This window comes from Sporosarcina koreensis, from assembly GCF_042655825.1.
Lineage (GTDB): Bacteria > Bacillota > Bacilli > Bacillales_A > Planococcaceae > Sporosarcina > Sporosarcina koreensis.
Window position 1 is genome coordinate 107,106 of record NZ_JBHSNP010000026.1, and the last position, 21,432, is coordinate 128,537.

Below are 21,432 nucleotides of genomic sequence, written 5' to 3' on the forward strand. Positions count from 1 at the left end.
GGGAAGCAAATGATGACGAAACAGCACTATGTAACAATAAAAGGGACAAAAGACGGGCTTGTCCTCCGACTTGACGACAAATGCGCTTATTCGGACATGATTGCAGAACTTCGCAATAAAGTCAGCGAAAACAGTCTGGAAGGGCTTGCGGAAGTGAAAGTCCATACCGGAAACCGCTTTTGTAATGAAGAGGAACTGAAGGAAATTATGAATGTCGTGCACGAATCGCCGCATTTACGAGTTTCCAAGATTCAGAGCGAGGTGATTTCGATTGAAGAATGCAATCGGAAAGTGCTCGAAAATCAGTCGGAAACTTATATCGGCATTGTCCGGTCCGGGCAGGTCGTCAAGGCTGATGGCGATCTTGTCGTCATCGGCGATGTCAATCCGAACGGTCGTGTAGTGGCTGCGGGAAGCATTTATATATTAGGTAGATTAAAAGGAATCGCCCATGCAGGTGCAAATGGCAATGAAGAGGCGGTCATTGCGGCTTCTTGGCTTGAAGCGACGCATTTGATGATAGCGGATAAGTTGGAAACGATGACTGATGAACTGACGATTTTGTCGGAACAGCCGGAAATGGAATGTGCATACATACATCAGAACGGTTTCATTGCCATCGACCGTTTACAGGAATTACGGATTCTGCGGCCAAATCTGTCAACATTCAAAGGAGGGAGCTAGTGTGGGAGAAGCAATCGTAATAACGTCTGGAAAAGGTGGGGTCGGTAAAACGACGACATCTGCAAATCTTGGGACAGCATTGGCTCTACAAGGAAAAAAGGTATGTCTTGTTGATACGGATATCGGCCTTCGTAATCTGGATGTCATCCTCGGTCTTGAAAACCGTATCATTTACGATCTCGTCGATGTGATTGCAGGTCGATGCAAAATCCACCAGGCGCTCGTCAAGGACAAGCGTTTTGAAGATGGGCTCTTTTTACTTCCGGCTGCCCAGACTACAGATAAAAATGCAGTAGAACCGGAACAAATGAAAGAATTGATCACCGAATTAAAACGGGAATATGATTATATTTTAATCGACTGCCCGGCAGGCATCGAGCAAGGTTATAAAAATGCTGTTGCAGGCGCGGATCGTGCCATCGTCGTCACAACACCCGAAATTTCCGCAGTGAGGGACGCAGACCGGATCATCGGATTATTGGAGCAGGAGGACATAGAGCCTCCGAAGCTGATCATCAATCGGATCAAGAGCCGTCTCGTCAATAGCGGAGACGCATTGGATGTCAATGAAATCACGACTCATTTATCAATCGATCTGCTAGGGATCGTGCTTGATGATGAAAAAGTCATTTCTTCTTCGAATAAAGGGGAACCAGTCGTCATGGACCCTTCGAACCCGGCAGCAATCGGCTATCGGAACATCGCTCGCCGCATTTTAGGCGAATCCGTGCCGCTTATGTCACTGGACGAAGGAAAGCCTGGATTCTTCGGAAAACTGAAATCATTATTCGCTAAATAACCTGAACCCTTGACATCAAGGGTTCTTTTTTTTGCGACACTAGAACCGGCGATAATAAAGAGGAACCTTGGACATTTGCCCATAATATTCATAGTACACCCGTCATATACTGAGAAAAAAGGTGGTGTGGCGGGGTGAAATGGAAAACAAAATGGTTCATTGCAATCATACTAGCGATTGGTGTATTCAGCTTTGCCAAATTGGAAGAGATTGGAGTCATCAACAAGCCTGTTACCCAATATATTACGACGGGCAAAGATTTCATTGTCATGAAAAAATGGGTGGCCTCCATCATCGGAGATCGGGAAGAGGACACGATCACAGTTTCTGCTGATCCTGTAGAAGAGATTCCCATTGCTGCTTACGAATCAATGCAGCCATATAAGGAGGGTGTAATTGCGTCCTATGCCCATGCAATGCCGATTACAGCTCAAGGGGACGGGCTTATCGTTTTCACCGGATTTACTCGGCAATCCGGAAAGACAATCACCGTATTATACGATGACGGAGACGAAGTGACTTACGGATTTGTGGGATCGATATCGAAGCTCCCTTATTCCACTGTGAAAAAGGGGGACACGCTCGCCTTAATGAATGAAGAGGCGATCTACTTGAAAGTAAAACGGGAAGGGGTCATTTTGGAGGCAGCGGTTTTGGCTACTTATTTCTCGGAAGATAAGAAATGAAACTTCGCCTTCATCCTATTTTGGCACCGTTTTTCCTTGTGCTGATGGTTACGGGTGGCTTGGCGTTTTACGCTCTCGTTTTCATATCCCTTCTCTTCCATGAGGCGGGCCATATTTTTGCCGCAAAATTATCAGGCATGAAAGTCCGGTCATGTACAATCTTGCCCTATGGAGGAGAACTGCGAATACCCGACCGGCATACCTATGGGAAAAAGCAAAGAGTGTCCGTTGCAATCGGTGGACCTGCCGCGACGGCGATTCTCCTCCTACTATCAATGCTTTTTGACTTTCCCGGAGATGAACAATTCACGCGCATCCAACTAGTGATCTTGTCGCTCAATCTATTGCCTGTTTTGCCGCTTGATGGTGGACAGGCCATCAGTGCCATGCTTGAAACAGAAAAGAGAAAATATAAAGTGAGATCCGGTTTTCTCCTCTATTCCATAGCCGTTTTACTAGCTGTCAGTGTATCGCTCCTGCCGGGACTTCCTGGGACTGCCCTTTTTCTTGCCCTCGCAATCTTTTTATTGCTTCAAAACATATCTGCTTTCAAGTTCCGGAAATATGAACAGGCCTATGAGGAATTAAAAAGAAAACAGTTGACGCCATGAGCTCCGCGTGGTAATATTTTAATGTTATTGTTTGTAGCGCACCCGTGCTACAACCGCACTGACAAGGTACAAGCATCCGAAAGGATCACCTTTGAAGGCGAGTCTGAGTCTATTGAGGAGGTGCAAGTATGTACGCAATCATTGAAACTGGTGGAAAACAAATCAAAGTTGAACAAGGCCAAGAAGTCTACATCGAGAAAGTAGTCGGCGAAGCTGAGGAAACTGTAACATTCGACAAAGTTCTATTCGTTGGTGGAGAAGACGTGAAAGTCGGCGCTCCATTCGTGGAAGGTGCAACGGTTACTGGTAAAATCGTTAAGCATGGCCGCGGCAAGAAAATCACGGTTTTCAAATACAAGCCGAAAAAGAACTACCACAAAAAGCAAGGTCATCGTCAGCCATACACGAAAGTTGTCATCGAAGGCATCAACGCGTAAGCCGGCATGATCAAAATCACTATTGATGAACAACCATCCGGCCGAATCAGCTCATTTGAGATGAAAGGCCATGCCGATTTCGCAGAACATGGAAAAGACCTCGTCTGTGCAGGCGCATCTGCGGTTTCATTTGGAGCCGTCAATGCCGTCATCGCACTCACTGGCGTAACCCCTCATATCCAGCAAGGATCCGACGGCGGTTATTTGAAAGTGGATTTTCCGGAAACGGAGAAGGACGAAGAAATCCAATTGATCGTGAAGGCGATGATTGTTTCATTACAGACGATCGAACAAGATTACGGGCAACATATAAAACTTATTTTCAACCGATAGGAGGTGGCACTGATGTTACGTTTGGATCTCCAGTTTTTCGCATCGAAAAAAGGGGTAGGTTCTACAAAGAACGGTCGTGACTCTGAATCGAAACGTCTTGGCGCTAAACGTGCTGATGGACAATTCGTTTCCGGCGGCTCTATCCTTTATCGCCAACGCGGAACAAAAATTCACCCAGGTGAAAACGTTGGCCGCGGCGGGGACGATACACTTTTCGCGAAAGTTGACGGCGTCGTTCGTTTCGAACGCTTTGGCCGCGACAAGAAAAAAGTGAGCGTGTACCCTGTAGCTCAAGAAGCTTAATGTTATTACTAACATTGAAAGGACTGCATTTTACCGTGCAGTCCTTTTTTATTTTTGACGAATTTTGTGAAAGTGATGCTATACTGTAGTATATGAAACATTTGGCGGTGAGAAAATGGAATCGGAAAACCTGACGATTGGAAAAGCACTGAAGTTTGCACGCCATGATTTTTTGAATGAACTGCAATTAATGTTATTATATATAGATCTTGGTAAAATGCCTGAAGCGCGAAGAACATTGCTGGAAGCGACTGAACGAATGCGCAACATATCCATGCTGGAAAAACTCCGTCTGCCGAAGACGGAAATATGGCTCAGCACATTCGAGTGGAGGCATACTGTGTTCACGAAAAAGTTGCAAAGCAGCATTATCGCCGGGAACCGTGCTGCGAATGACGAGAAGATCGCCGATTACTTGGAGCAATTGATCGTCATTGTCGAACAAGCGGTTGATCCGATGGATGAATATATCATTCATATCACGGTAAAAGCTACTGAAGATCAATGGTCGATTCAATTGACAGTCGAAGGGGCTCTCACCGGAACGCCGGCAATGCCACAAACGGATGGCGAGTTTGAAGTGAATGGCGTCCTGCAGGAAAAGGAATGGACGTTCACGGTTAGTGGACGATAGGAGGAAAAAATATGTTTGTCGATCACGTTAAAGTATATGTTAAAGGCGGCGATGGAGGCGATGGAATGGTCGCATTCCGCCGCGAGAAGTATGTTGCATACGGAGGACCTGCCGGTGGTGACGGAGGAAAAGGCGGGGACGTCGTCTTTATCGTAGATGAAGGATTACGGACGCTTATGGATTTCCGCTACCAGCGGCATTTCAAAGCCCCGCGCGGAGAGCACGGAGGAAGTAAAAACAAGCACGGAAAAGGCGGCGTCGATATGGTCGTCAAAGTTCCGCCGGGTACAATTGTCAAGGATGTCGAGACCGGCACAATCATCGCCGACCTTGTAGAGGACGGGCAAACGGCTGTCATCGCTAAAGGCGGTCGTGGAGGGCGCGGAAACTCACGTTTCGCAACACCGCAAAACCCAGCCCCCGAGCTTTCGGAAAAGGGAGAGCCGGGTGTCGAGCGGGAAATCACACTTGAATTGAAAGTACTGGCAGATGCCGGCCTTGTCGGATTCCCGAGTGTCGGAAAGTCGACATTATTATCCGTCGTATCGGCCGCCAAGCCGAAAATCGCCGATTACCATTTCACGACGCTAGTTCCGAATCTCGGAATGGTGGAACTTGAGGGCGGCAGGACTTTTGTTCTTGCCGATTTGCCAGGACTAATCGAAGGTGCGCATGAAGGCGTTGGACTCGGCCATCAATTCCTGCGCCATATCGAACGGACGAGGGTCATCATTCACGTCGTCGATATGTCGGGCATGGAAGGACGGGATCCGTATGAGGATTTCCTTACAATCAACGAAGAGTTGGAAAAATACAATCTTCGCCTGATGGAGCGTCCGCAAATCATCGTTGCAAATAAAATGGACATGCCTGAAGCTGAAGAAAACTTGAAGCAGTTCAAAGAAAAGCTTGATGATGAAGGGGCGTTAATCTTCCCGATTTCTGCGATTACTCGAGAAGGCTTGGATCAGCTGCTGTTTGCAGTTGCAGACTTGCTTGAAACGACGCCGGAGTTCCCGATGCATGAAATCGAGGACGAGGATGAAAATCGTTCTGTTCTTTATAAACACGAAGCTGAAACTGCAGACTTCAAGATTACACGCGACGATGATGGAGCCTTTGTCCTGTCAGGATATACGCTTGAACGTCTATTCAAGATGACAGATTTCAACTTCGATCAATCTGTGCGTAAATTTGCGCGCCAACTGCGTGGAATGGGTGTCGATGACGCGCTTCGCGAACGAGGGGCTAAAGACGGAGATACGGTCAGAATCCTCGACTTTGAATTCGAATTCCTCGAATAAGGAGTTTTCGACCGTTAATTTGTCCAACATCTAGCTTCGGGTGGCAACTACTCGGGTCATAAGTCAGCTCTGCTGCACGGCAAAATACGCCGTTTCGCAGACCCGCCTTATGCCTGTCGCAGTTAACCGCCACCCTTCGCTTTTGAATCAAGGAGGCATTCAATGAAGCCATTGGGGGAAGGGCAGTTTTATCTTGTAAGGGAAGATGTACTAACGGAATCGATGCTGAAGATGCTGGAGGCTAAAAGGCTTTTGGCGAGCGGGGAGGAAAGGACAATCCAAGAAGCGACGAAACGGGTCGGATTGTCCCGAAGTGCTTACTACAAATATAAGGATACTGTCTTCCCGTTCGAGTCGATCGCCCGGGAGCGTGTTTTGACGATTTTCATCCAGCTGGAGGATCGGAAAGGCTCGCTCGCAACAATTCTTCGGATCATATCGGAAGCGAAATGCAATGTGCTGACGATCCATCAGACGATTCCAGTACAAGGACGCGCGAATATTACATTATCACTCGATGTAACCGAGATGCCGATCAAATTGGAGGAATTCATGCAAAAGTTGAAAGCTCCGAATTTCATCGATTCCGTCCATTTGATTAGTTCTGGAGCTCTTTAATAGCGGAGGGTACTTGCTCAGCGGAGGTTCGCAATCCAAATGCGTCCCTTCATGCGGCACCGATTGTATGACCCGAGCATCTAGCGCCTGGAGATACGTCTTGTTGCAAAAAGTGGTTATAGATATTACTTGCAGTGTTTAGTTGTAGACTCCAAGGAAAGCAGGCGAACAACCTTAAGAAGATGATTAAGGAGTTGTTAGAGAATGATTCTATCAAAGAAAATCAGACTCCGGCCGACTAAAGAACAAGAAAAACAATTATGGAAGTCTGTAGGTACTGCCAGATGGGCCTATAATTGGGCCTTGAACAGACAACAAGAACACTTCAACCAGGGAAACAAATTTATTTCCAATAAAGATTTACGAAAAGAGCTGACAGAGCTAAAGCAAACTGAGGCATTTAATTGGTTATTTGATGTGTCGAACAATGTTACGAAACAGGCGATAAAGGATGCTTGCAATGCTTATCAAAGGTTCTTTAAAGGGAAAGCAATGTACCCTAAATTCAAAAGTCGTAAAAGATCAAAGCCATCCTTTTACAATGATACCGCCAAATTGAAGGTGAAAAAGAAACTTGTTTTGATTGAAAAAGTAGGGTGGATTAAGACAAGTGAACAGTTGCCCATTGGCGTAACGTATACCAATCCGAGAATCAGCTTTGACAATAAATATTGGTATATTTCCGTAGGGATCGAACAGGAATTTGTACAGCCAGAATTAACTGATGAAATTATAGGAATTGACATAGGGATTAAAGAGTTGGCGGTTTGTTCCAACGGTCAAGTATTCAAGAACATCAACAAAACGAAGGTAATTCGAAAGAGTGAGAAACGCTTGCGTAGGTTGCAACGAAGTGTTTCCCGCAAATACGAAATGAATAAGGAGGGAAACCGTTTCGTCAAAACAAGCAACATAATAAAACTCGAAAAAAAGATACAACACCTGCACAGACGATTGGCAAACATCCGATACAATCATGTCCACCAAGCAACGAATGCTATCGTGAAAACCAAACCAGGCAACGTTGTGATGGAGGACTTGAATGTGAATGGTATGATGAAAAATCGCCATCTTTCAAAAGCAGTCGCTAACCAAAAATTCCATGAGTTCATTCGCCAAATGAAATACAAGTGCGAGAAATATGGAATTGGATTCATTCAAGCTGACCGTTTTTATCCGTCCTCGAAAACGTGTTCATCGTGCGGAACGATTAAGAACAATTTAAAACTGTCTGACCGCGTATATTCATGTGAATGTGGGCTGAAGTTGGATCGGGATATAAACGCGTCTATAAATTTAGCGTGCTATGGAAGATTAACAGTGTAGTCACCTTCAAGACGCTGTTAATGTGTAGGGTTCGTTGTACCCGAATTTACGCTTGTGGACTGTTAGACCAAACGAAAGTAGCTTCGGCAAAATCGGACAGAATGAAGCAAGAATTAAACAGACTTTATAGGGTTTTATAAGGTTTTGGCAACGGGACTGGGATGAGCGAGCAGGGTTATACGCCGACGGTTGCCTATTTGGGGCCGGAAGCTTCATTTACACATGTTGCGGCAACACATCTTTTTGGAACAGATGGCCTGGTGCCACAGCCAACAATACCTGATTGTATTGAAGCTGTAACAGAGGGACGCGTCGCCTATGCGATCGTACCGCTTGAAAATGCATTGGAAGGCTCCGTTCCGATGACAATCGATTATCTTTTCCACGGAAGCGAGCTATTCATCAATGCAGAAATTTCGATACCGATCGAGCAGCATATGATGGTGAATGAAAAATGGAAGGATTCATTGGAACAGCTCGAATCTGTCCGTTCCCATCCGCATGCTCTTGCGCAATGTCATAAATATTTGCAATATCATTACCGCCGTATACCATTGATTCAAACGACATCGACCGCAGCAGCTGCAAAGTATATTTCCGAAAATCCGGAGCTTTGCATTGCAGCGATCGGAAACAGTTTGGCAGCTAAAAAATACGGCTTACATATCGCAGAAAAGAATATCCATGATTTTCATTTCAACCATACGAGGTTTGTCGTCTTATCCATGCGGAAAGGGCAATTGGAAGTGCATGGCCATTCAGAATTGCCAAAAACGACTTTCATGGTCAAGTTGCCTGAGGACGATCGTTCAGGGGTGCTCCATCAGATCCTTTCCGTATTTGCATGGCGAAAGCTGAATTTAAGTAAAATCGAATCCAGGCCGATGAAAACCGGGTTGGGAAATTATTTTTTCATTATTGATGTTTTAGAAAACGAAGAGCATCCGATGATGAAAGGGGCACTTGAGGAGCTAGCCGCTCTAAACGTCACTGTACGATCATTCGGCACGTATTTCAGTTATGAACAAAAACCTTCACGCTAATTTCAGCGTGAAGGTTTTTTAATGAAAGAAGCTTGTCGGACATCAATTTTTCGAATGAATAATCAAGCCTTTTCTACAATATACATACTAAGAGAGAGGGCGCCTTTCCCAAATTTGCGTCACATAGACGGGCGTTCGTTCATACGATGGATTGATGGAAGGGGGATTTTGTTAGTGGATGTCCATATTGTTGTAAAAGGGGATACGTTGTGGAAGATTGCACGACAGTACGGTATCCCTTTTGAAGATTTGAAAAGGGTGAATGCCCATTTGGCGAACCCGGATTATATCGTTCCGGGAATGAAGATTTTCTTGCCGAAGAAGAAGACGGAGCATAGACCAAGTGAGAAAGCTCACGAGAAGGGACATGAGAAGGCTCACGAGAAAGGGCATGAAAAAGAAAAGCATCATCATGCACCGCAGCACCATGTTCCACATCATGAAAAAGAAAAGCATCATCATGCGTCACAACCCCATGTTCCGCGTCATGAACATGAAAAACCGAGCAAGCCGAAGGAAAAAACGAAATTTGAAATGCCGAAGCCGCCATCCGTGCCAAAGCAACCTATTCCAACCCCGCCTGTTGAGAAGCCGCCTGCTGCAATGACGCCGCCGGCCGAACAGCCGGTGCCGCCTATACCGCCAGTACAGTCTTTACCGCCAATGCCGCCACCAGTCCCGATGCCGCCAATGCAAATGCCGCCAATGCAAATGCCACCAATGCAAATGCCGCCAATGCAGATGCCACAATTTTTCCAACCTTGCATGCCGGTTCCTTGCGGATGGATGCCGATTTATGATGCAGACTGTGCACCGATGCCATTCCCAAGCTTCACTCAACAAATACCGGCGCCAGTCATGCCGCAACAAATGATGCCAGTCCACGAAATGCCGATGCCGCCGGCGCAGCTCGGAGTGAAGCCGCCAGAAATTGAAATGACCGAAGAGTTGGAGGAGTTTGAGGAGTCGCCGATTTATCCTGGAATGGGTCCAGGGACTTCCCCGCCATATCCAATTGGAGGCTGGGAAATGATGGAGTCTTCTTCGATGCCGCAAGAATCGATGGAATCGATGGTTTACTGCCCGCCTGAGCAGGGATATGTGCCTCAAATGATATCACCAGAATTTCAAAGTCCTTTCGGAATGATGCCGCAGCAACCATTCGGATTCGGTTATCCTTGCCCGCCGATGCATCATTGTGGCTGTGGCGGTTGTGGTTGTGGTTGCCCTCCTCATGGGTTCTTCGGAGCCGCTCCGTATGAAATGCAGCCGAATTTCATGATGCCGATGCAAGTCAGCCCGATGCAAATGCATCCTGCACATATGTATCCGATGCCAATGAACCCAATGCAAATGCAGCCATTCAATCCTATGGATAATTTTGGATGTGGTTGCTGACCGGCGTATGGCGCTGGAAAAGGATATCCGGAAAGTAAAGAAGAATGTCTGGAAGATGGTGGAGGGGGAAGCGGCGTATTCGCTGAAAAGGTATACGTCCCGGTCAACAGCCGTCAAAGTGGAGTACGTCCACCGGCAGCTGCATGCAATCCGATTTCCACATATTGTACCCATCATTCCTACCGATGACCCGTTATTTATCATGCAGCCATGGATTGAAGGGACAAAGCCCGTCAACTTCAGGCGAAGAATCGATCGGACCGATTCACTATCGGCCCTTCAAGCATTACACGAAACGAAGGAGCAGATCGACTGGGACGCCTCCCCTTATCTGCATAGATATCAGCTCCTGGATAAATGGCGTGAAAGATTGGATCGATTCATCGATAATCGTGATGCTTTCGGGAATTTCATTAGGAAACAGGCGGTTGACGAAATCATCATGTATGGGGAGGAAGCCCTTCCGATATTGAAGAAGAATTACCGGAAGCTTTCTGGGCATACACTCCTGCATGGTGATGTCGTCCATCACAATATTTTGCGCGATGGTAATGGGTTGATCCGCTTCATCGATTTCGATCTCGCATGCACAGGACCTCCGGGTACCGAATTGGCTCTTTGGATGCACCGTGTCTTGCCGAATGTCTGCTATAATTTGGAGTTCCTTCTGGCGGAGCAGTCGTCCTTAGGAAATCTGGATGAAGCTTCGATTTCCATGTTGCTTTATCCGAATGAATTGCTGAGGGAATGGCTGCACCTTTTGGGCATGCCTGAAGCGAAGCAGGAAAATCTCGCGAGGAAGCTTATTCCCTTTACGGAATATGCCCTCTCTTCATGGCCTAAGCTATGGTATGATATAGAACGGAACATGAAGTAGGAGGATGCATAATGGCTGGCCATTCAAAGTGGAAAAATATCCAGAACCGTAAAGGTGCGCAAGACGCGAAACGAGGTAAAATCTTTCAAAAGATGTCGAGGGAACTCTATGTAGCTGCGAAATCGGGCGGTGGAGACCCTGACATGAATCCTGCGCTCCGTCTTGCAATCGAGAAATCCAAAGGCTTCAATGTGCCGAATGATGTCATTAAAAGGGCTATCGATAAAGCGACCGGCGCAGGTGCGGATGAAAACTATGAAGAAGTCGTCTATGAAGGATATGGACCTGGAGGGGTAGCGGTTCTTGTACAATGTCTGACCGAGAACCGGAACAGGACAGGGCCGAATATCCGTGTAGCTTTCAATAAAAACGGGGGCAGCTTGGGAGAAAGCGGCTCAGTCGGCTATCTTTTCAACCGTAAGGGGCGCTTGTTCGTTGAGCGTACAGAGGAGACCGACGAAGAGGCGGTCATGCTGGCAGCACTGGAAGCGGGAGCGGAAGATATCGAGTCGACAGAAAACGGCTTTGAAATCATTACAGAACCGTCCGGCTTCATGGATGTTAAAGAAGCCCTGGAAGCTGAAGGAATTGAATTCATTTCAGCAGAAGTGGAAATGATCCCGACAATCTATACGGAATTGCAAGGTGACAACGCCGACCAATTCGAGAAGATGATTGATGCACTGGAAGACGATGATGACGTTCAAAACATTTATCATAACGCAAGTGAATGAGCCGCCTCGTCTGCGGCTTTTTTTATTTTGCGGCTTTTTTTTATTGTCTAGCTCCGGGTGGCAGCAGCTCGGGTCGCTTCGGTCTTGAAGCAAAAGGCAAAAAGCGCCTTTTGTCCCAGCCCTCCAGCGAAAGCCGTAACGAAGAACGGCTTTTGCGAGTAAAAGCGCAGCGTTACGAGCACATCTTTACCGCCTGTCGCAGCTAAGCGCCACCCTCCGCTTTTCTATGTAGAAAACCCGTTCGTATGCTATAATAGTTTCGATACTTTAGGGGGAGAATTTCTTGTACGATTATATTAAAGGAATCATCACACGGGTGACACCCGAATACATAACGCTTGAACAAGGCGGCATCGGCTGGCAGATCATGACGCCTAATCCATATGCATTCCATCAAACCGAAGAGATCCAGCAAGTATTCACCTATTTGCACGTCCGTGAAGATGTGCAATGGCTGCTCGGTTTCAAATCACTTGAACAGCGTGAGCTCTTCAAGAAGCTCATCACAGTCTCCGGAATCGGTCCGAAAGGGGCTCTCGCCATATTGGCCAGCGGCATCCCGTCCCAAGTGATTGGTGCAATCGAAAGGGAAGACGAAGCATTCCTTGTCCAGTTCCCAGGAGTCGGTAAAAAGACTGCCCGTCAAATGATCCTGGACCTGAAAGGGAAGCTTGGAGATCTATTTACGGAAATCGAAATGCCGGACGATGAGGTGAACCTTCTTACGATGGCCGAGAACGGAGCATTCGAAGAAGCTATCCTTGCGTTGCAAGCCCTCGGCTACTCACAGCGGGAACTAACGAAAGTGAAAAAGGACTTGCAAAAGGAAGAACTGGATACAGAAGGCTATATGAAACTTGCATTGCGTCTGCTGTTGAAGCAAAAATAATCTTTTGGATTAGAAAGGAGGAGCGCTACGTATGGAAAGGGTCATTTCAAGTGAACAATCCAATTATGACGACAGCTTCGAACAATCTTTGCGACCTCAGACATTGCAGCAATACATCGGGCAAGAGACCGTTAAAGACAATCTGAGCATTTTCATCCAAGCTGCAAAAGGCAGGAGTGAAAGCTTGGATCATGTCCTTTTGTACGGTCCGCCAGGCCTTGGTAAAACGACACTTGCCACGGTCATTGCAAACGAAATGGGCGTCAATGTGAAAATGACGAGCGGGCCGGCGATCGAACGGCCGGGGGATCTGGCTGCAGTCGTTTCTTCATTGGAACCGGGCGACGTTTTGTTCATCGATGAAATCCACCGATTGAACCGCTCGATCGAGGAGGTGCTCTACCCGGCAATGGAAGACTTTTGTCTCGACATTGTTGTCGGAAAAGGGCCTTCCGCCAAATCGATCCGGCTTGACCTGCCGCCATTCACGTTGATCGGAGCGACGACGAGAGCTGGTTCTTTATCAGCACCGCTTCGTGACCGTTTCGGCGTACCGCTCCGCCTCGAATATTATGGAGAAGAACCATTGAAGGAAATCGTCATTCGAAGCGCAAGCCTGTTCGATGTCGATATCGATACCAATGCGGCGGTTGAAATTGCAAGGCGATCGAGGGGTACGCCCCGTATTGCCAACCGGCTTCTGCGAAGAGTGCGAGATTACGCCCAAGTGCGTGGAGACGGAAATATAACAATGGCGATCGCAAAGGAAGCGCTGGAAATGCTGCAGGTCGATTCACACGGTCTTGATCATATCGACCATAAGTTGCTCGCCAGCATGATCGAAAGGTTCCGCGGAGGACCTGTCGGAATCGACACGATCGCCGCAAGCATCGGCGAAGAGTCCATCACAATCGAGGACGTCTACGAGCCCTACTTGCTGCAAATCGGTTTCATTCAAAGAACCCCTCGCGGCAGAATTGCAACCAGGCTCGCATACGATCATTTCGGCTACGAACCGCCTGAAGCACTTAACTGATGTAAGATGTTCAATATTTGATATAGAAGGAGTTCACCCGCATTATGGATGTAAATGATTTTGATTTTGAATTGCCGGAAAGTCTCATCGCACAAACGCCGCTTAAAGACCGAACTGCGAGCAGGCTAATGATTTTGGATAAAGTGACAGGCGAAGTCAAACATCGCCAGTTCCGTCAAATTGTCGACGAACTGCAAGCAGGAGACGTCATCGTCCTGAATGACACTCGGGTCCTGCCTGCCCGTCTGATTGGAACGAAAGAAGATACTGGCGCATCAATTGAAGTCCTTCTTTTGAAAGAGACTGGCTCGGATGAATGGGAAACGCTCGTAAAGCCGGCAAAACGGGTGAAAGTCGGAACGGTCGTAACATTCGGGGATGGCCGATTGGAAGCCGAATGCACCGAAATCCTCGAGCAAGGTGGAAGGATATTCAAATTCCGCTATGATGGTATTTTCTTTGAAATACTCGATTCCCTCGGGCAGATGCCCCTTCCTCCTTACATTACAGAGACGCTTGATGATCAATCGCGCTACCAGACCGTCTTTGCGAAAGAAAGGGGATCTGCCGCGGCACCTACTGCGGGTCTTCATTTCACAGAAGAAATCCTCAAGGAAATCAAAGACAAAGGTGTCGGCGTAGAATTCATCACATTGCATGTCGGCTTAGGAACATTCCGTCCGGTGAGTGTAGATTCTATCGAAGATCATACAATGCATTCGGAGTATTATCAGGTGACCGAAAAGGCGGCAAACGCAATTAACGAGGCGAAGGCAAAAGGCGGAAATGTCATTGCAATCGGCACTACTTCAGCGAGGACGCTAGAGACGATCGCTTCGCAAAATGACGGAAAAATCGTTCCTACTAGTGGGTGGACGTCGATTTTCATCTACCCAGGGTACGAGTTCAGCATTCTTGACGGCATGCTGACAAATTTCCATTTGCCAAAATCAACGTTGATCATGCTCATTTCTGCGCTTGCCTCGCGCGAAATTGTGCTTGCAGCCTATAATGAGGCAGTGAGGGAGAAATACCGTTTCTTCAGTTTCGGGGATGCGATGTTCATCAAGCCTCACAAAAAGTAATGAGGTACTAATCCTCAACATAGAAAGGATTACATTAAATGGCAGCAATCACTTACGAACATATAAAAACGTGTAAACAGACAGGGGCCAGACTTGGCATCGTCCATACGCCCCACGGTTCTTTTGAGACGCCGGCTTTCATGCCTGTCGGGACGCAGGCAACGGTGAAAACGATGTCACCGGAGGAATTGAAGGAGATGGGAGCCGGCATTATCCTCGGCAATACGTATCATCTTTGGCTCCGCCCGGGAAATGATGTTATTAAAGAAGCTGGCGGCCTCCATAAATTCATGAATTGGGATCGCCCAATACTGACGGATTCAGGCGGTTTCCAAGTGTTTTCACTAAGTGAATTCAGGAAGATCGAAGAGGAAGGCGTCCATTTCCGTCATCATTTGAACGGCAGCAAGCTTTTCCTCAGCCCGGAAAAAGCGATGGAAATCCAAAATGATCTCGGTTCGGATATTATGATGGCTTTCGATGAGTGCCCTCCGTATCCCGCGACATACGAATATATGAAAGCAAGTGTGGAGAGGACTTCAAGGTGGGCGGAGCGTTGCCTAAAAGCGCATGCGCGTCCAGAAGATCAAGGGCTTTTCGGGATTGTCCAAGGAGGCGAATTCGAGGAACTCCGCAAACAAAGCGCAAAAGACCTCATCTCGCTTGACTTCCCTGGTTATGCAATCGGAGGATTATCCGTCGGTGAGCCGAAAGATGTCATGAATCGAGCTCTTGAATTTACGACTCCGCTATTGCCGGCAAACAAACCGCGTTATTTGATGGGAGTCGGTTCACCGGACTCCTTGATTGACGGGGCAATCCGTGGAGTGGATATGTTTGACTGCGTATTGCCGACACGTATTGCAAGAAATGGGACGTTGATGACGAGCGAGGGGCGCCTCGTCGTGAAAAATGCAAAATACGAGAGGGATTTCGGGCCGTTGGATCCGAATTGTGATTGCTATACATGCAAAAACTATAGCAGGGCGTATATCCGCCACTTGATCCGTGCAAATGAAACATTCGGCATCCGGTTGACGTCCTATCATAATCTGTACTTCTTATTGCGATTAATGGAACAGATTAGGGAAGCAATCCGCAACGACCGGCTTGGTGATTTCCGGGAAGAGTTTTTCGAACAATATGGATTTAATAAACCAAATGCAAAAAACTTTTGAATCTTGTATAATAAACCGAGAAGAGGGGGGAATAAAATGAATGGTGATATGTTAGGTACGTTGCTTCCGATTATTGCAATGTTTGCAATCATGTGGTTTTTGTTGATTCGACCTGCACAAAAGAGACAAAAGCAGACGAAGACGATGCAAGAAGGTTTGAAGCGTGGCGATAAAGTCATTACAATCGGTGGTCTACACGGCGTTATCGATGCAGTTGACGATACATCCGTATTCTTGAAAGTCGCAGACGGCACAACTTTGCAATTCGATAGACAAGCTGTCGGCCGTGTTGTCGATGCAAGCGCATCTTAAACTTGTCAAAGTAAAAAGAGGTGGTTCCACAGTCTAACAACTGGGAAACCGCCTCTTTTTCATTTGGGTATATTCCTGATCAGGAAAAGGTATGCTTTCCTAAAAGGGGGGATACATGATGCATGATCTCATAATCATCGGTTACAGGACGATTTTATTATATGTGTTCGTTCTGATCATTCTACGGCTGATGGGCAAACGGGAAGTTGGCGAATTAAGTGTCATTGATGTCGTTGTCTTTGTCATTATGGCGGAAGTCGTAGCGGTTGCATTGGAATCGCCCGATAAGAAACTGATCCATGCAGTTTTCCCGGTGCTTCTTCTGCTTATGATCCAGCTGCTGACCTCCTATATTTCATTGAAAAGTAAGAAGTTCAGGGATCTTGTCGATGGTGATCCGACATTGATCATTCAAGATGGAGTGATCCAAGAAGAACAGATGAGAAAGCAAAGATATAACTTGGATGATTTATTTCAACAACTTCGTGAGCAGCAAATCGGATCAATACGCGACGTGTCTTTTGCATTTTTGGAGCCTTCAGGGAATTTATCTGTTTTCACTCAAGAAAACACCCAGCCGGTCCTTGCACTCATCTCTGATGGTATTATCCAAAGCCGCCACGTCCAAATGATCGGGAGGTCCGACGATTGGCTCATTGAAGAGTTGAAAGCACAGGGTGTGAATGACGCAGAACAAGTTTTTTATTGTTCATACGAAGAAGGGGAACTGCATTTTCAACTCAAGAAGGACTACCTCAGTAAATCTTCGTGAGCCTTTTAAGCATGAGTATGTCATTTTTCTTAACTTGACCGAAGAGCAACAAGATGACAAGAAGGAAAACTGTAGTAATCACACACTCCGTCAACAGCCCGAACTGGCCTATCGGGATGAAGATGGGCCGTATGACCGCGGTCAGGATGAAGGATACATACGGCAAGGCAAACATTGTGAAACCGGCTGCCGCTGCTTTGTTCTTCCTCAATGTGGCAATGTGAAGGAATGAAGTGACGAGCACCCCGAATCCGATTGCGAGTACAGCACCTGTCTCCTGCAAACCCGGTTGGGAAGCCAGTATGAACATTACCCCCAGTTTCGCAATTCCGCCATACACTGAATTCATCATTCCGGCGTTTGCATCCCCGGTCGCCTGCAATATGGAGTATAAAGGGCTTTGGATATAATAAAAGAAAAATATCGGTGCTAGCAACGACATATAGGAACCGCCTTCGGTAATATGGAAGAGCTTCTCGGCAAGCGCCTGTCCGTGAACATAAAATACGGCTGCGGCAAAAGCGCCCGTCAATGCGGAAAGGCGGAGCGCCAAGTGAACCCTCTCTTTCAGCTTTTGCTTATTGCTCGAAGCGGCGGCCCCGCTCACAGCCGGTACAAGAACAACAGACAAAGCGTAAGGGATGAACGAAGGGAAGAGCAGCAATGGAATCAGAACTCCTGAGATGATGCCGTAAAGTGAGGTAGCTGCCACTGTACCTACCCCTGCCATAGAAAGGGCGCGCAGAAATATGATCGGCTCAAGGAACCATGTAAACGTGCCGAATAATCTACTTCCCGAAGATGGAAGTGCAATGGATAGAAGAGGGCCCATCGGATATTTCTCTTTTTTTACAATCGGCTTTCGATCACGACGCTTATGTTGTTGATATTTGAACCACAGATAACCAGCCGACAACCCTTCCGCTAGCAAAGTGATGCCCATCGCATAAGCTGCATTCATCGGGTTATTATCAGGTACAAGCATGATTGGCAACAACCAAGTGATCAGGACAATCCTGAAAAGTTGTTCGATGATTTGGGACCATGCCGTTTCTTCAATCCTTACAATTCCTTGAAAATATCCGCGGATTAATCCACATACAGAAGCGATCGGAATGATAGCGATCCCTACATATAAAGTAGTGGAAGAAGCCGCATTGCCCAATAACGTTTCGGCTAAATACGGTACGAATAAAATGGATAGCGGAATGAATATGGTGCCAGTGAAAATCGTAATGAACGTTGCCGTCCTCATGACTGCGGACAGTTTTGCAGTTTCGCCTTTCACTTTCAACTCCGCAATCACTTTCGCAACCGCAATAGGTGTTCCAAGTTGGACGAGTGACAAAAAGAATATGAAAGCGGGATAGGCGGTCATATAGATTCCGACCGCTTCCTCACCAGCTACCCGCATGAATTGGATGCGATAGACGAATCCCAATAGCTTGGACATGAAAACGGCAACCATCAGTATGGCAGTCCCACGGATGAAAGTGGACAATAAAAACAACTCCTTCTCAATTCCGGTCATTTCGTATACACTAAATCTATGCAAAGGTTTGTCTATTTACGACTGAACGGGAAAGGGATGGAGAAGGTGACGATACAATTCGAGCAGATATTCAAACATGCATTGCCTGCTATTCAGAGCAAGAGAGATGAATTTCGCCTTTATGGCTATCCGACTGTGACAAATGAAGAGATCTGGAAATACTGCATCCGAAAAAAATGGCGGAAGAAAAATGTTTCGACGATGCGGATCCATGAGGTTGTGAATGGCGTGTTGGCATTGACGCCTGCGGAATTCATGACCTATACGCAAATCGAGGAACAAAGGGATTCGAATTGGTTTTCGGACCTGAACAGCGATGAACTGCAGCTGCTTCTATCACCAAAAAACAGGTCGTGATCACTGGTTTTGTGGATGTCCAACTATTTGACAGATGCTAATCTCTGTTTCATAATTGGAGTGTTGTATTTTCTTAAAAACTGTACATAGCAATCGTCTCACCGCTCCACGTACAGAGGGGGAACTAATTTATGAAGAAAAGAAGCCGGATCGTATCGTTCCTGTTATTGCTCGTTTTATTGGGATCATTGATAGGCGGTACGGTAAAACCGATTATTAAAGATGTAAGGCTCGGTCTCGATTTGCAAGGGGGCTTCGAAGTCCTTTATGAGGTGCAGCCACTTAAAGATGGCCAAAAAATCACAGAAGATATTGTGACAGACACAGCGGGCGCTTTACGGAACCGTATCGACGTGCTCGGAGTAAATGAACCGGTCATCCAAGTTGAATCCAATAACAGGATCCGTGTGCAATTGGCCGGTGTGGAAGACCAGGAAACGGCTCGTGAGCTATTATCCACACAAGCAAACCTGACATTCAGAGATGCAGACGACAATCTGATGTTGGATGGTAATGATTTAAAAGAAGGAAAAGCGAAAGCGAACTTCGGTCAAAGCGGAAATCCAGTCGTTACCCTTGAAATGAAAGACCCGGACAAGTTCGGGGAAGTAACAGCTGAAATCAAAGCCAAAGCTCCAGAAAACGTAATGGTTATCTGGCTTGACTTTGAAGAAGGCGTCGATTCATACAAAGAGGAAAGAATGAAGGAAAAACCAAAATTCATTTCCGCGCCTTATGTAAGTCATGTGATCAATTCATCCAATGTTGAAATTTCAGGCAGCTTCACAGTGGAGGAAACGAAGCATTTGGCTGGAATTTTGAATGCCGGTGCGCTTCCTGTTCACCTTAAAGAGATCTATTCCACTTCCGTTGGTGCACAATTCGGTGCGCAAGCTTTGGATAAAACGATTCTTGCGGGAATCGTCGGTATTTCACTGATCTTCATCTTCATGCTGATCTATTACCGTGTACCAGGATTTGTGGCAATTGTCACACTATCCATTTATATTTATCTTATTCTTCTCGTCTTCACCGGGATCAATGGTGTATTGACGCTTCCGGGAATCGCGGCTCTGATGCTCGGGGTCGGTATGGCGGTCGATGCGAATATCCTGACATACGAAAGGATCAGAGAAGAGCTCCGTGTTGGGAAATCAGTAAAAACGGCTTTCTCGGTCGGTGCGAAATCAGCATTCACCGCCATCTTGGATGCCAATATCACAACTTTGCTCGCAGCTGTCGTCCTTTTCATTTTCGGGACGAGCTCGGTCAAAGGCTTTGCAACAATGCTGATCATCAGTATCCTCGTCAGCTTCTTGACAGCTGTCTGGGGCTCGCGTCTATTGCTAGGTCTTCTCGTCAATAGCGGGATGCTTGATGGCAAGACAGGACTATTCGGGATTTCGAAAAAACGGATCCACGCACCTGAGGAAAATGTGGATACGCTAGATCTTACAACGAAATTCGATCGGTTTGACTTTGTTCATGCCCGTAAGAAGTTCTATGTCATTTCGATGGCATTGATCGTTGCCGGCATCATAGTTCTTGGTATTTTCAAGTTAAACCTTGGGATTGACTTTGCAGGCGGTACACGTGTTGAAATCTTATCGGACAAACCTTTAACAGCTGAGGAAGTCTCTGGTACTCTTGAAAAAATCGGACACCCGTCAACAGACATCGTCATTTCTGGGGATAAGCACAATATTGGCGTTGTTCGTTATAAAGAAGAATTTAAGCAAGAAACTGTCAATAAGTTCAAAAAAGATTTAGAGGCCCACTACGGTGCGGACCCGAATATTTCAACAGTTTCCAATACAGTTGGTAAAGAACTTGCGGGAAATGCGTTGAAAGCATTGCTAGTTGCTGCACTAGGAATCGTTGTCTATGTTGCATTCCGTTTCGAATGGCGTATGGGTGTTTCATCCATTATCGGTCTGATCCATGATGCATTCTTCATGGTCGCGGTTTTCAGTATCACGAGGCTTGAAGTGGATATCACATTCATTGCTGCCGTATTGACAATTGTCGGGTATTCCATCAACGATACAATCGTTACGTTCGACCGGATCAGGGAAAATCTGCATAAAGTCGGCAAGATCAATGATGCAAAAGAATTGGCGGATATCGTCAATAAATCACTTCGCCAAACATTGGGCCGTTCAGTGAACACCGTCTTGACAGTCGTCTTTGTCGTCGTTGCATTGATCGCCCTAGGAGCGGAAGCGATCCGTCCATTCTCGATTGCATTGATGATCGGATTGCTTGCTGGTACGTATTCTTCCATCTTCATTTCGGCACAAATCTGGTATGACTTGAAGAAGAAGGAACTTGATAAAACGGGAACGTTGAAAGTTGATAAAGAGAAAAAGCAATGGGGTTCTGACGAGCCCGTAGTCTGATGACTACAGCTCGACTTGCGTTTCAAAACTCCGCGGAACAGGGTATACCTAGTGTATATCCTGTT

At 46.6% G+C, this 21,432-nt stretch carries 24 protein-coding genes, 1 pseudogene and 1 other annotated feature; of the genes and pseudogenes, 24 read left to right on the plus strand and 1 reads right to left on the minus strand.

From position 1 onward, the window contains the following. The first annotated feature begins 12 nt into the window (after nt 1-12). The 22 genes and pseudogenes from minC (at nt 13) to ACFPTP_RS12220 (ending at nt 17,059) form a co-directional block, all read left to right on the plus strand. Entirely contained in the window at nt 13-684 is a 672-nt protein-coding gene (minC, locus tag ACFPTP_RS12115) for a septum site-determining protein MinC (protein ID WP_381445464.1), read from the plus strand. 1 nt (nt 685) lies between these two features. Then, nucleotides 686-1,483, plus strand: a complete 798-nt coding sequence (minD, locus tag ACFPTP_RS12120; RefSeq protein WP_381445228.1) for a septum site-determining protein MinD — start codon at nt 686-688, stop codon at nt 1,481-1,483. Between the two features lie 134 nt (nt 1,484-1,617). Continuing rightward, on the plus strand, nt 1,618-2,169 hold the full coding sequence (locus ACFPTP_RS12125; protein ID WP_381445230.1) for a peptidoglycan DD-metalloendopeptidase family protein: 552 nt from the start codon (nt 1,618-1,620) through the stop codon (nt 2,167-2,169). Beyond that, nucleotides 2,166-2,780 (plus strand): metalloprotease, encoded by a 615-nt coding sequence (locus ACFPTP_RS12130; RefSeq protein ID WP_381445232.1) that lies wholly within the window; start codon nt 2,166-2,168, stop codon nt 2,778-2,780. The genes ACFPTP_RS12125 and ACFPTP_RS12130 overlap by 4 nt, the downstream gene beginning before the upstream one ends. 41 nt (nt 2,781-2,821) lie before the next feature. After that, nucleotides 2,822-2,895, plus strand: a sequence feature (ribosomal protein L21 leader region). Nucleotides 2,896-2,908: 13 nt separating this feature from the next. After that, the gene (rplU, locus tag ACFPTP_RS12135; RefSeq protein WP_381445234.1) at nt 2,909-3,217 is read left to right on the plus strand and encodes a 50S ribosomal protein L21; all 309 of its coding nucleotides are present in this window, start codon (nt 2,909-2,911) and stop codon (nt 3,215-3,217) included. 6 nt (nt 3,218-3,223) lie between these two features. Further along, nucleotides 3,224-3,550, plus strand: coding sequence for a ribosomal-processing cysteine protease Prp (locus tag ACFPTP_RS12140; protein WP_381445236.1), 327 nt, complete (start codon nt 3,224-3,226; stop codon nt 3,548-3,550). Nucleotides 3,551-3,562: 12 nt separating this feature from the next. Beyond that, nucleotides 3,563-3,853, plus strand: coding sequence for a 50S ribosomal protein L27 (gene rpmA, locus ACFPTP_RS12145; protein WP_041075331.1), 291 nt, complete (start codon nt 3,563-3,565; stop codon nt 3,851-3,853). 115 nt (nt 3,854-3,968) lie between these two features. After that, nucleotides 3,969-4,487, plus strand: coding sequence for a Spo0B domain-containing protein (locus tag ACFPTP_RS12150; protein ID WP_381445239.1), 519 nt, complete (start codon nt 3,969-3,971; stop codon nt 4,485-4,487). A gap of 11 nt (nt 4,488-4,498) precedes the next feature. Beyond that, complete coding sequence (obgE, locus tag ACFPTP_RS12155) at nt 4,499-5,791, plus strand: GTPase ObgE (protein ID WP_381445242.1); 1,293 nt, start codon at nt 4,499-4,501, stop codon at nt 5,789-5,791. A gap of 162 nt (nt 5,792-5,953) precedes the next feature. Then, nucleotides 5,954-6,409, plus strand: coding sequence for an ACT domain-containing protein (locus ACFPTP_RS12160; RefSeq protein WP_381445244.1), 456 nt, complete (start codon nt 5,954-5,956; stop codon nt 6,407-6,409). A 125-nt stretch (nt 6,410-6,534) separates the two neighbouring features. Beyond that, nucleotides 6,535-6,651 (plus strand): annotated as a pseudogene (locus ACFPTP_RS12165) (IS607 family transposase); the annotation flags it as partial. Further along, nucleotides 6,614-7,735, plus strand: a complete 1,122-nt coding sequence (locus ACFPTP_RS12170; protein ID WP_381445246.1) for an RNA-guided endonuclease InsQ/TnpB family protein — start codon at nt 6,614-6,616, stop codon at nt 7,733-7,735. The pseudogene ACFPTP_RS12165 and the gene ACFPTP_RS12170, both read left to right, overlap by 38 nt. A gap of 161 nt (nt 7,736-7,896) precedes the next feature. Further along, nucleotides 7,897-8,778, plus strand: coding sequence for a prephenate dehydratase (gene pheA / locus ACFPTP_RS12175; RefSeq protein ID WP_381445248.1), 882 nt, complete (start codon nt 7,897-7,899; stop codon nt 8,776-8,778). Nucleotides 8,779-8,952: 174 nt separating this feature from the next. Continuing rightward, the gene (locus ACFPTP_RS12180) at nt 8,953-10,176 is read left to right on the plus strand and encodes a LysM peptidoglycan-binding domain-containing protein (RefSeq protein WP_381445250.1); all 1,224 of its coding nucleotides are present in this window, start codon (nt 8,953-8,955) and stop codon (nt 10,174-10,176) included. Further along, on the plus strand, nt 10,166-11,053 hold the full coding sequence (locus ACFPTP_RS12185; protein ID WP_381445252.1) for a phosphotransferase: 888 nt from the start codon (nt 10,166-10,168) through the stop codon (nt 11,051-11,053). The genes ACFPTP_RS12180 and ACFPTP_RS12185 overlap by 11 nt, the downstream gene beginning before the upstream one ends. 11 nt (nt 11,054-11,064) lie before the next feature. Further along, a complete protein-coding gene (locus ACFPTP_RS12190) occupies nt 11,065-11,787 on the plus strand; it encodes a YebC/PmpR family DNA-binding transcriptional regulator (protein ID WP_381445254.1) in 723 nt (240 codons plus the stop codon). 283 nt (nt 11,788-12,070) lie between these two features. Further along, entirely contained in the window at nt 12,071-12,676 is a 606-nt protein-coding gene (gene ruvA / locus ACFPTP_RS12195; protein ID WP_381445256.1) for a Holliday junction branch migration protein RuvA, read from the plus strand. A gap of 31 nt (nt 12,677-12,707) precedes the next feature. Next, nucleotides 12,708-13,712, plus strand: coding sequence for a Holliday junction branch migration DNA helicase RuvB (ruvB, locus tag ACFPTP_RS12200; RefSeq protein ID WP_381445258.1), 1,005 nt, complete (start codon nt 12,708-12,710; stop codon nt 13,710-13,712). Between the two features lie 44 nt (nt 13,713-13,756). After that, nucleotides 13,757-14,797 (plus strand): tRNA preQ1(34) S-adenosylmethionine ribosyltransferase-isomerase QueA, encoded by a 1,041-nt coding sequence (gene queA / locus ACFPTP_RS12205; protein WP_381445260.1) that lies wholly within the window; start codon nt 13,757-13,759, stop codon nt 14,795-14,797. Between the two features lie 38 nt (nt 14,798-14,835). Then, complete coding sequence (gene tgt / locus ACFPTP_RS12210) at nt 14,836-15,975, plus strand: tRNA guanosine(34) transglycosylase Tgt (RefSeq protein ID WP_381445262.1); 1,140 nt, start codon at nt 14,836-14,838, stop codon at nt 15,973-15,975. Between the two features lie 36 nt (nt 15,976-16,011). Beyond that, a complete protein-coding gene (gene yajC / locus ACFPTP_RS12215) occupies nt 16,012-16,287 on the plus strand; it encodes a preprotein translocase subunit YajC (protein WP_381445264.1) in 276 nt (91 codons plus the stop codon). A gap of 118 nt (nt 16,288-16,405) precedes the next feature. After that, nucleotides 16,406-17,059, plus strand: coding sequence for a DUF421 domain-containing protein (locus ACFPTP_RS12220; protein ID WP_381445266.1), 654 nt, complete (start codon nt 16,406-16,408; stop codon nt 17,057-17,059). On the opposite strand, the gene ACFPTP_RS12225 is transcribed toward ACFPTP_RS12220, so the two are convergent. Next, nucleotides 17,043-18,560, minus strand: coding sequence for a putative polysaccharide biosynthesis protein (locus ACFPTP_RS12225; RefSeq protein WP_381445269.1), 1,518 nt, complete (start codon nt 18,558-18,560; stop codon nt 17,043-17,045). The genes ACFPTP_RS12220 and ACFPTP_RS12225 overlap by 17 nt on opposite strands. A gap of 96 nt (nt 18,561-18,656) precedes the next feature. Between ACFPTP_RS12225 and ACFPTP_RS12230 the strand changes: the two genes are divergently transcribed. Continuing rightward, entirely contained in the window at nt 18,657-18,968 is a 312-nt protein-coding gene (locus tag ACFPTP_RS12230; RefSeq protein ID WP_381445271.1) for a post-transcriptional regulator, read from the plus strand. A gap of 131 nt (nt 18,969-19,099) precedes the next feature. Continuing rightward, a complete protein-coding gene (gene secDF / locus ACFPTP_RS12235; protein WP_381445274.1) occupies nt 19,100-21,367 on the plus strand; it encodes a protein translocase subunit SecDF in 2,268 nt (755 codons plus the stop codon). Nucleotides 21,368-21,432 lie beyond the last annotated feature (65 nt).

Coding starts and splice junctions, on each gene's coding strand:
- minC (WP_381445464.1), top strand. CDS start 13: ATGACGAAACAGCACTATGTAACAATAAAAGGGACAAAAGACGGGCTT.
- ACFPTP_RS12130 (WP_381445232.1), top strand. CDS start 2,166: ATGAAACTTCGCCTTCATCCTATTTTGGCACCGTTTTTCCTTGTGCTG.
- rplU (WP_381445234.1), top strand. CDS start 2,909: ATGTACGCAATCATTGAAACTGGTGGAAAACAAATCAAAGTTGAACAA.
- ACFPTP_RS12140 (WP_381445236.1), top strand. CDS start 3,224: ATGATCAAAATCACTATTGATGAACAACCATCCGGCCGAATCAGCTCA.
- rpmA (WP_041075331.1), top strand. CDS start 3,563: ATGTTACGTTTGGATCTCCAGTTTTTCGCATCGAAAAAAGGGGTAGGT.
- ACFPTP_RS12150 (WP_381445239.1), top strand. CDS start 3,969: ATGGAATCGGAAAACCTGACGATTGGAAAAGCACTGAAGTTTGCACGC.
- obgE (WP_381445242.1), top strand. CDS start 4,499: ATGTTTGTCGATCACGTTAAAGTATATGTTAAAGGCGGCGATGGAGGC.
- ACFPTP_RS12160 (WP_381445244.1), top strand. CDS start 5,954: ATGAAGCCATTGGGGGAAGGGCAGTTTTATCTTGTAAGGGAAGATGTA.
- ACFPTP_RS12170 (WP_381445246.1), top strand. CDS start 6,614: ATGATTCTATCAAAGAAAATCAGACTCCGGCCGACTAAAGAACAAGAA.
- pheA (WP_381445248.1), top strand. CDS start 7,897: ATGAGCGAGCAGGGTTATACGCCGACGGTTGCCTATTTGGGGCCGGAA.
- ACFPTP_RS12190 (WP_381445254.1), top strand. CDS start 11,065: ATGGCTGGCCATTCAAAGTGGAAAAATATCCAGAACCGTAAAGGTGCG.
- ruvB (WP_381445258.1), top strand. CDS start 12,708: ATGGAAAGGGTCATTTCAAGTGAACAATCCAATTATGACGACAGCTTC.
- queA (WP_381445260.1), top strand. CDS start 13,757: ATGGATGTAAATGATTTTGATTTTGAATTGCCGGAAAGTCTCATCGCA.
- tgt (WP_381445262.1), top strand. CDS start 14,836: ATGGCAGCAATCACTTACGAACATATAAAAACGTGTAAACAGACAGGG.
- yajC (WP_381445264.1), top strand. CDS start 16,012: ATGAATGGTGATATGTTAGGTACGTTGCTTCCGATTATTGCAATGTTT.
- ACFPTP_RS12220 (WP_381445266.1), top strand. CDS start 16,406: ATGCATGATCTCATAATCATCGGTTACAGGACGATTTTATTATATGTG.
- secDF (WP_381445274.1), top strand. CDS start 19,100: ATGAAGAAAAGAAGCCGGATCGTATCGTTCCTGTTATTGCTCGTTTTA.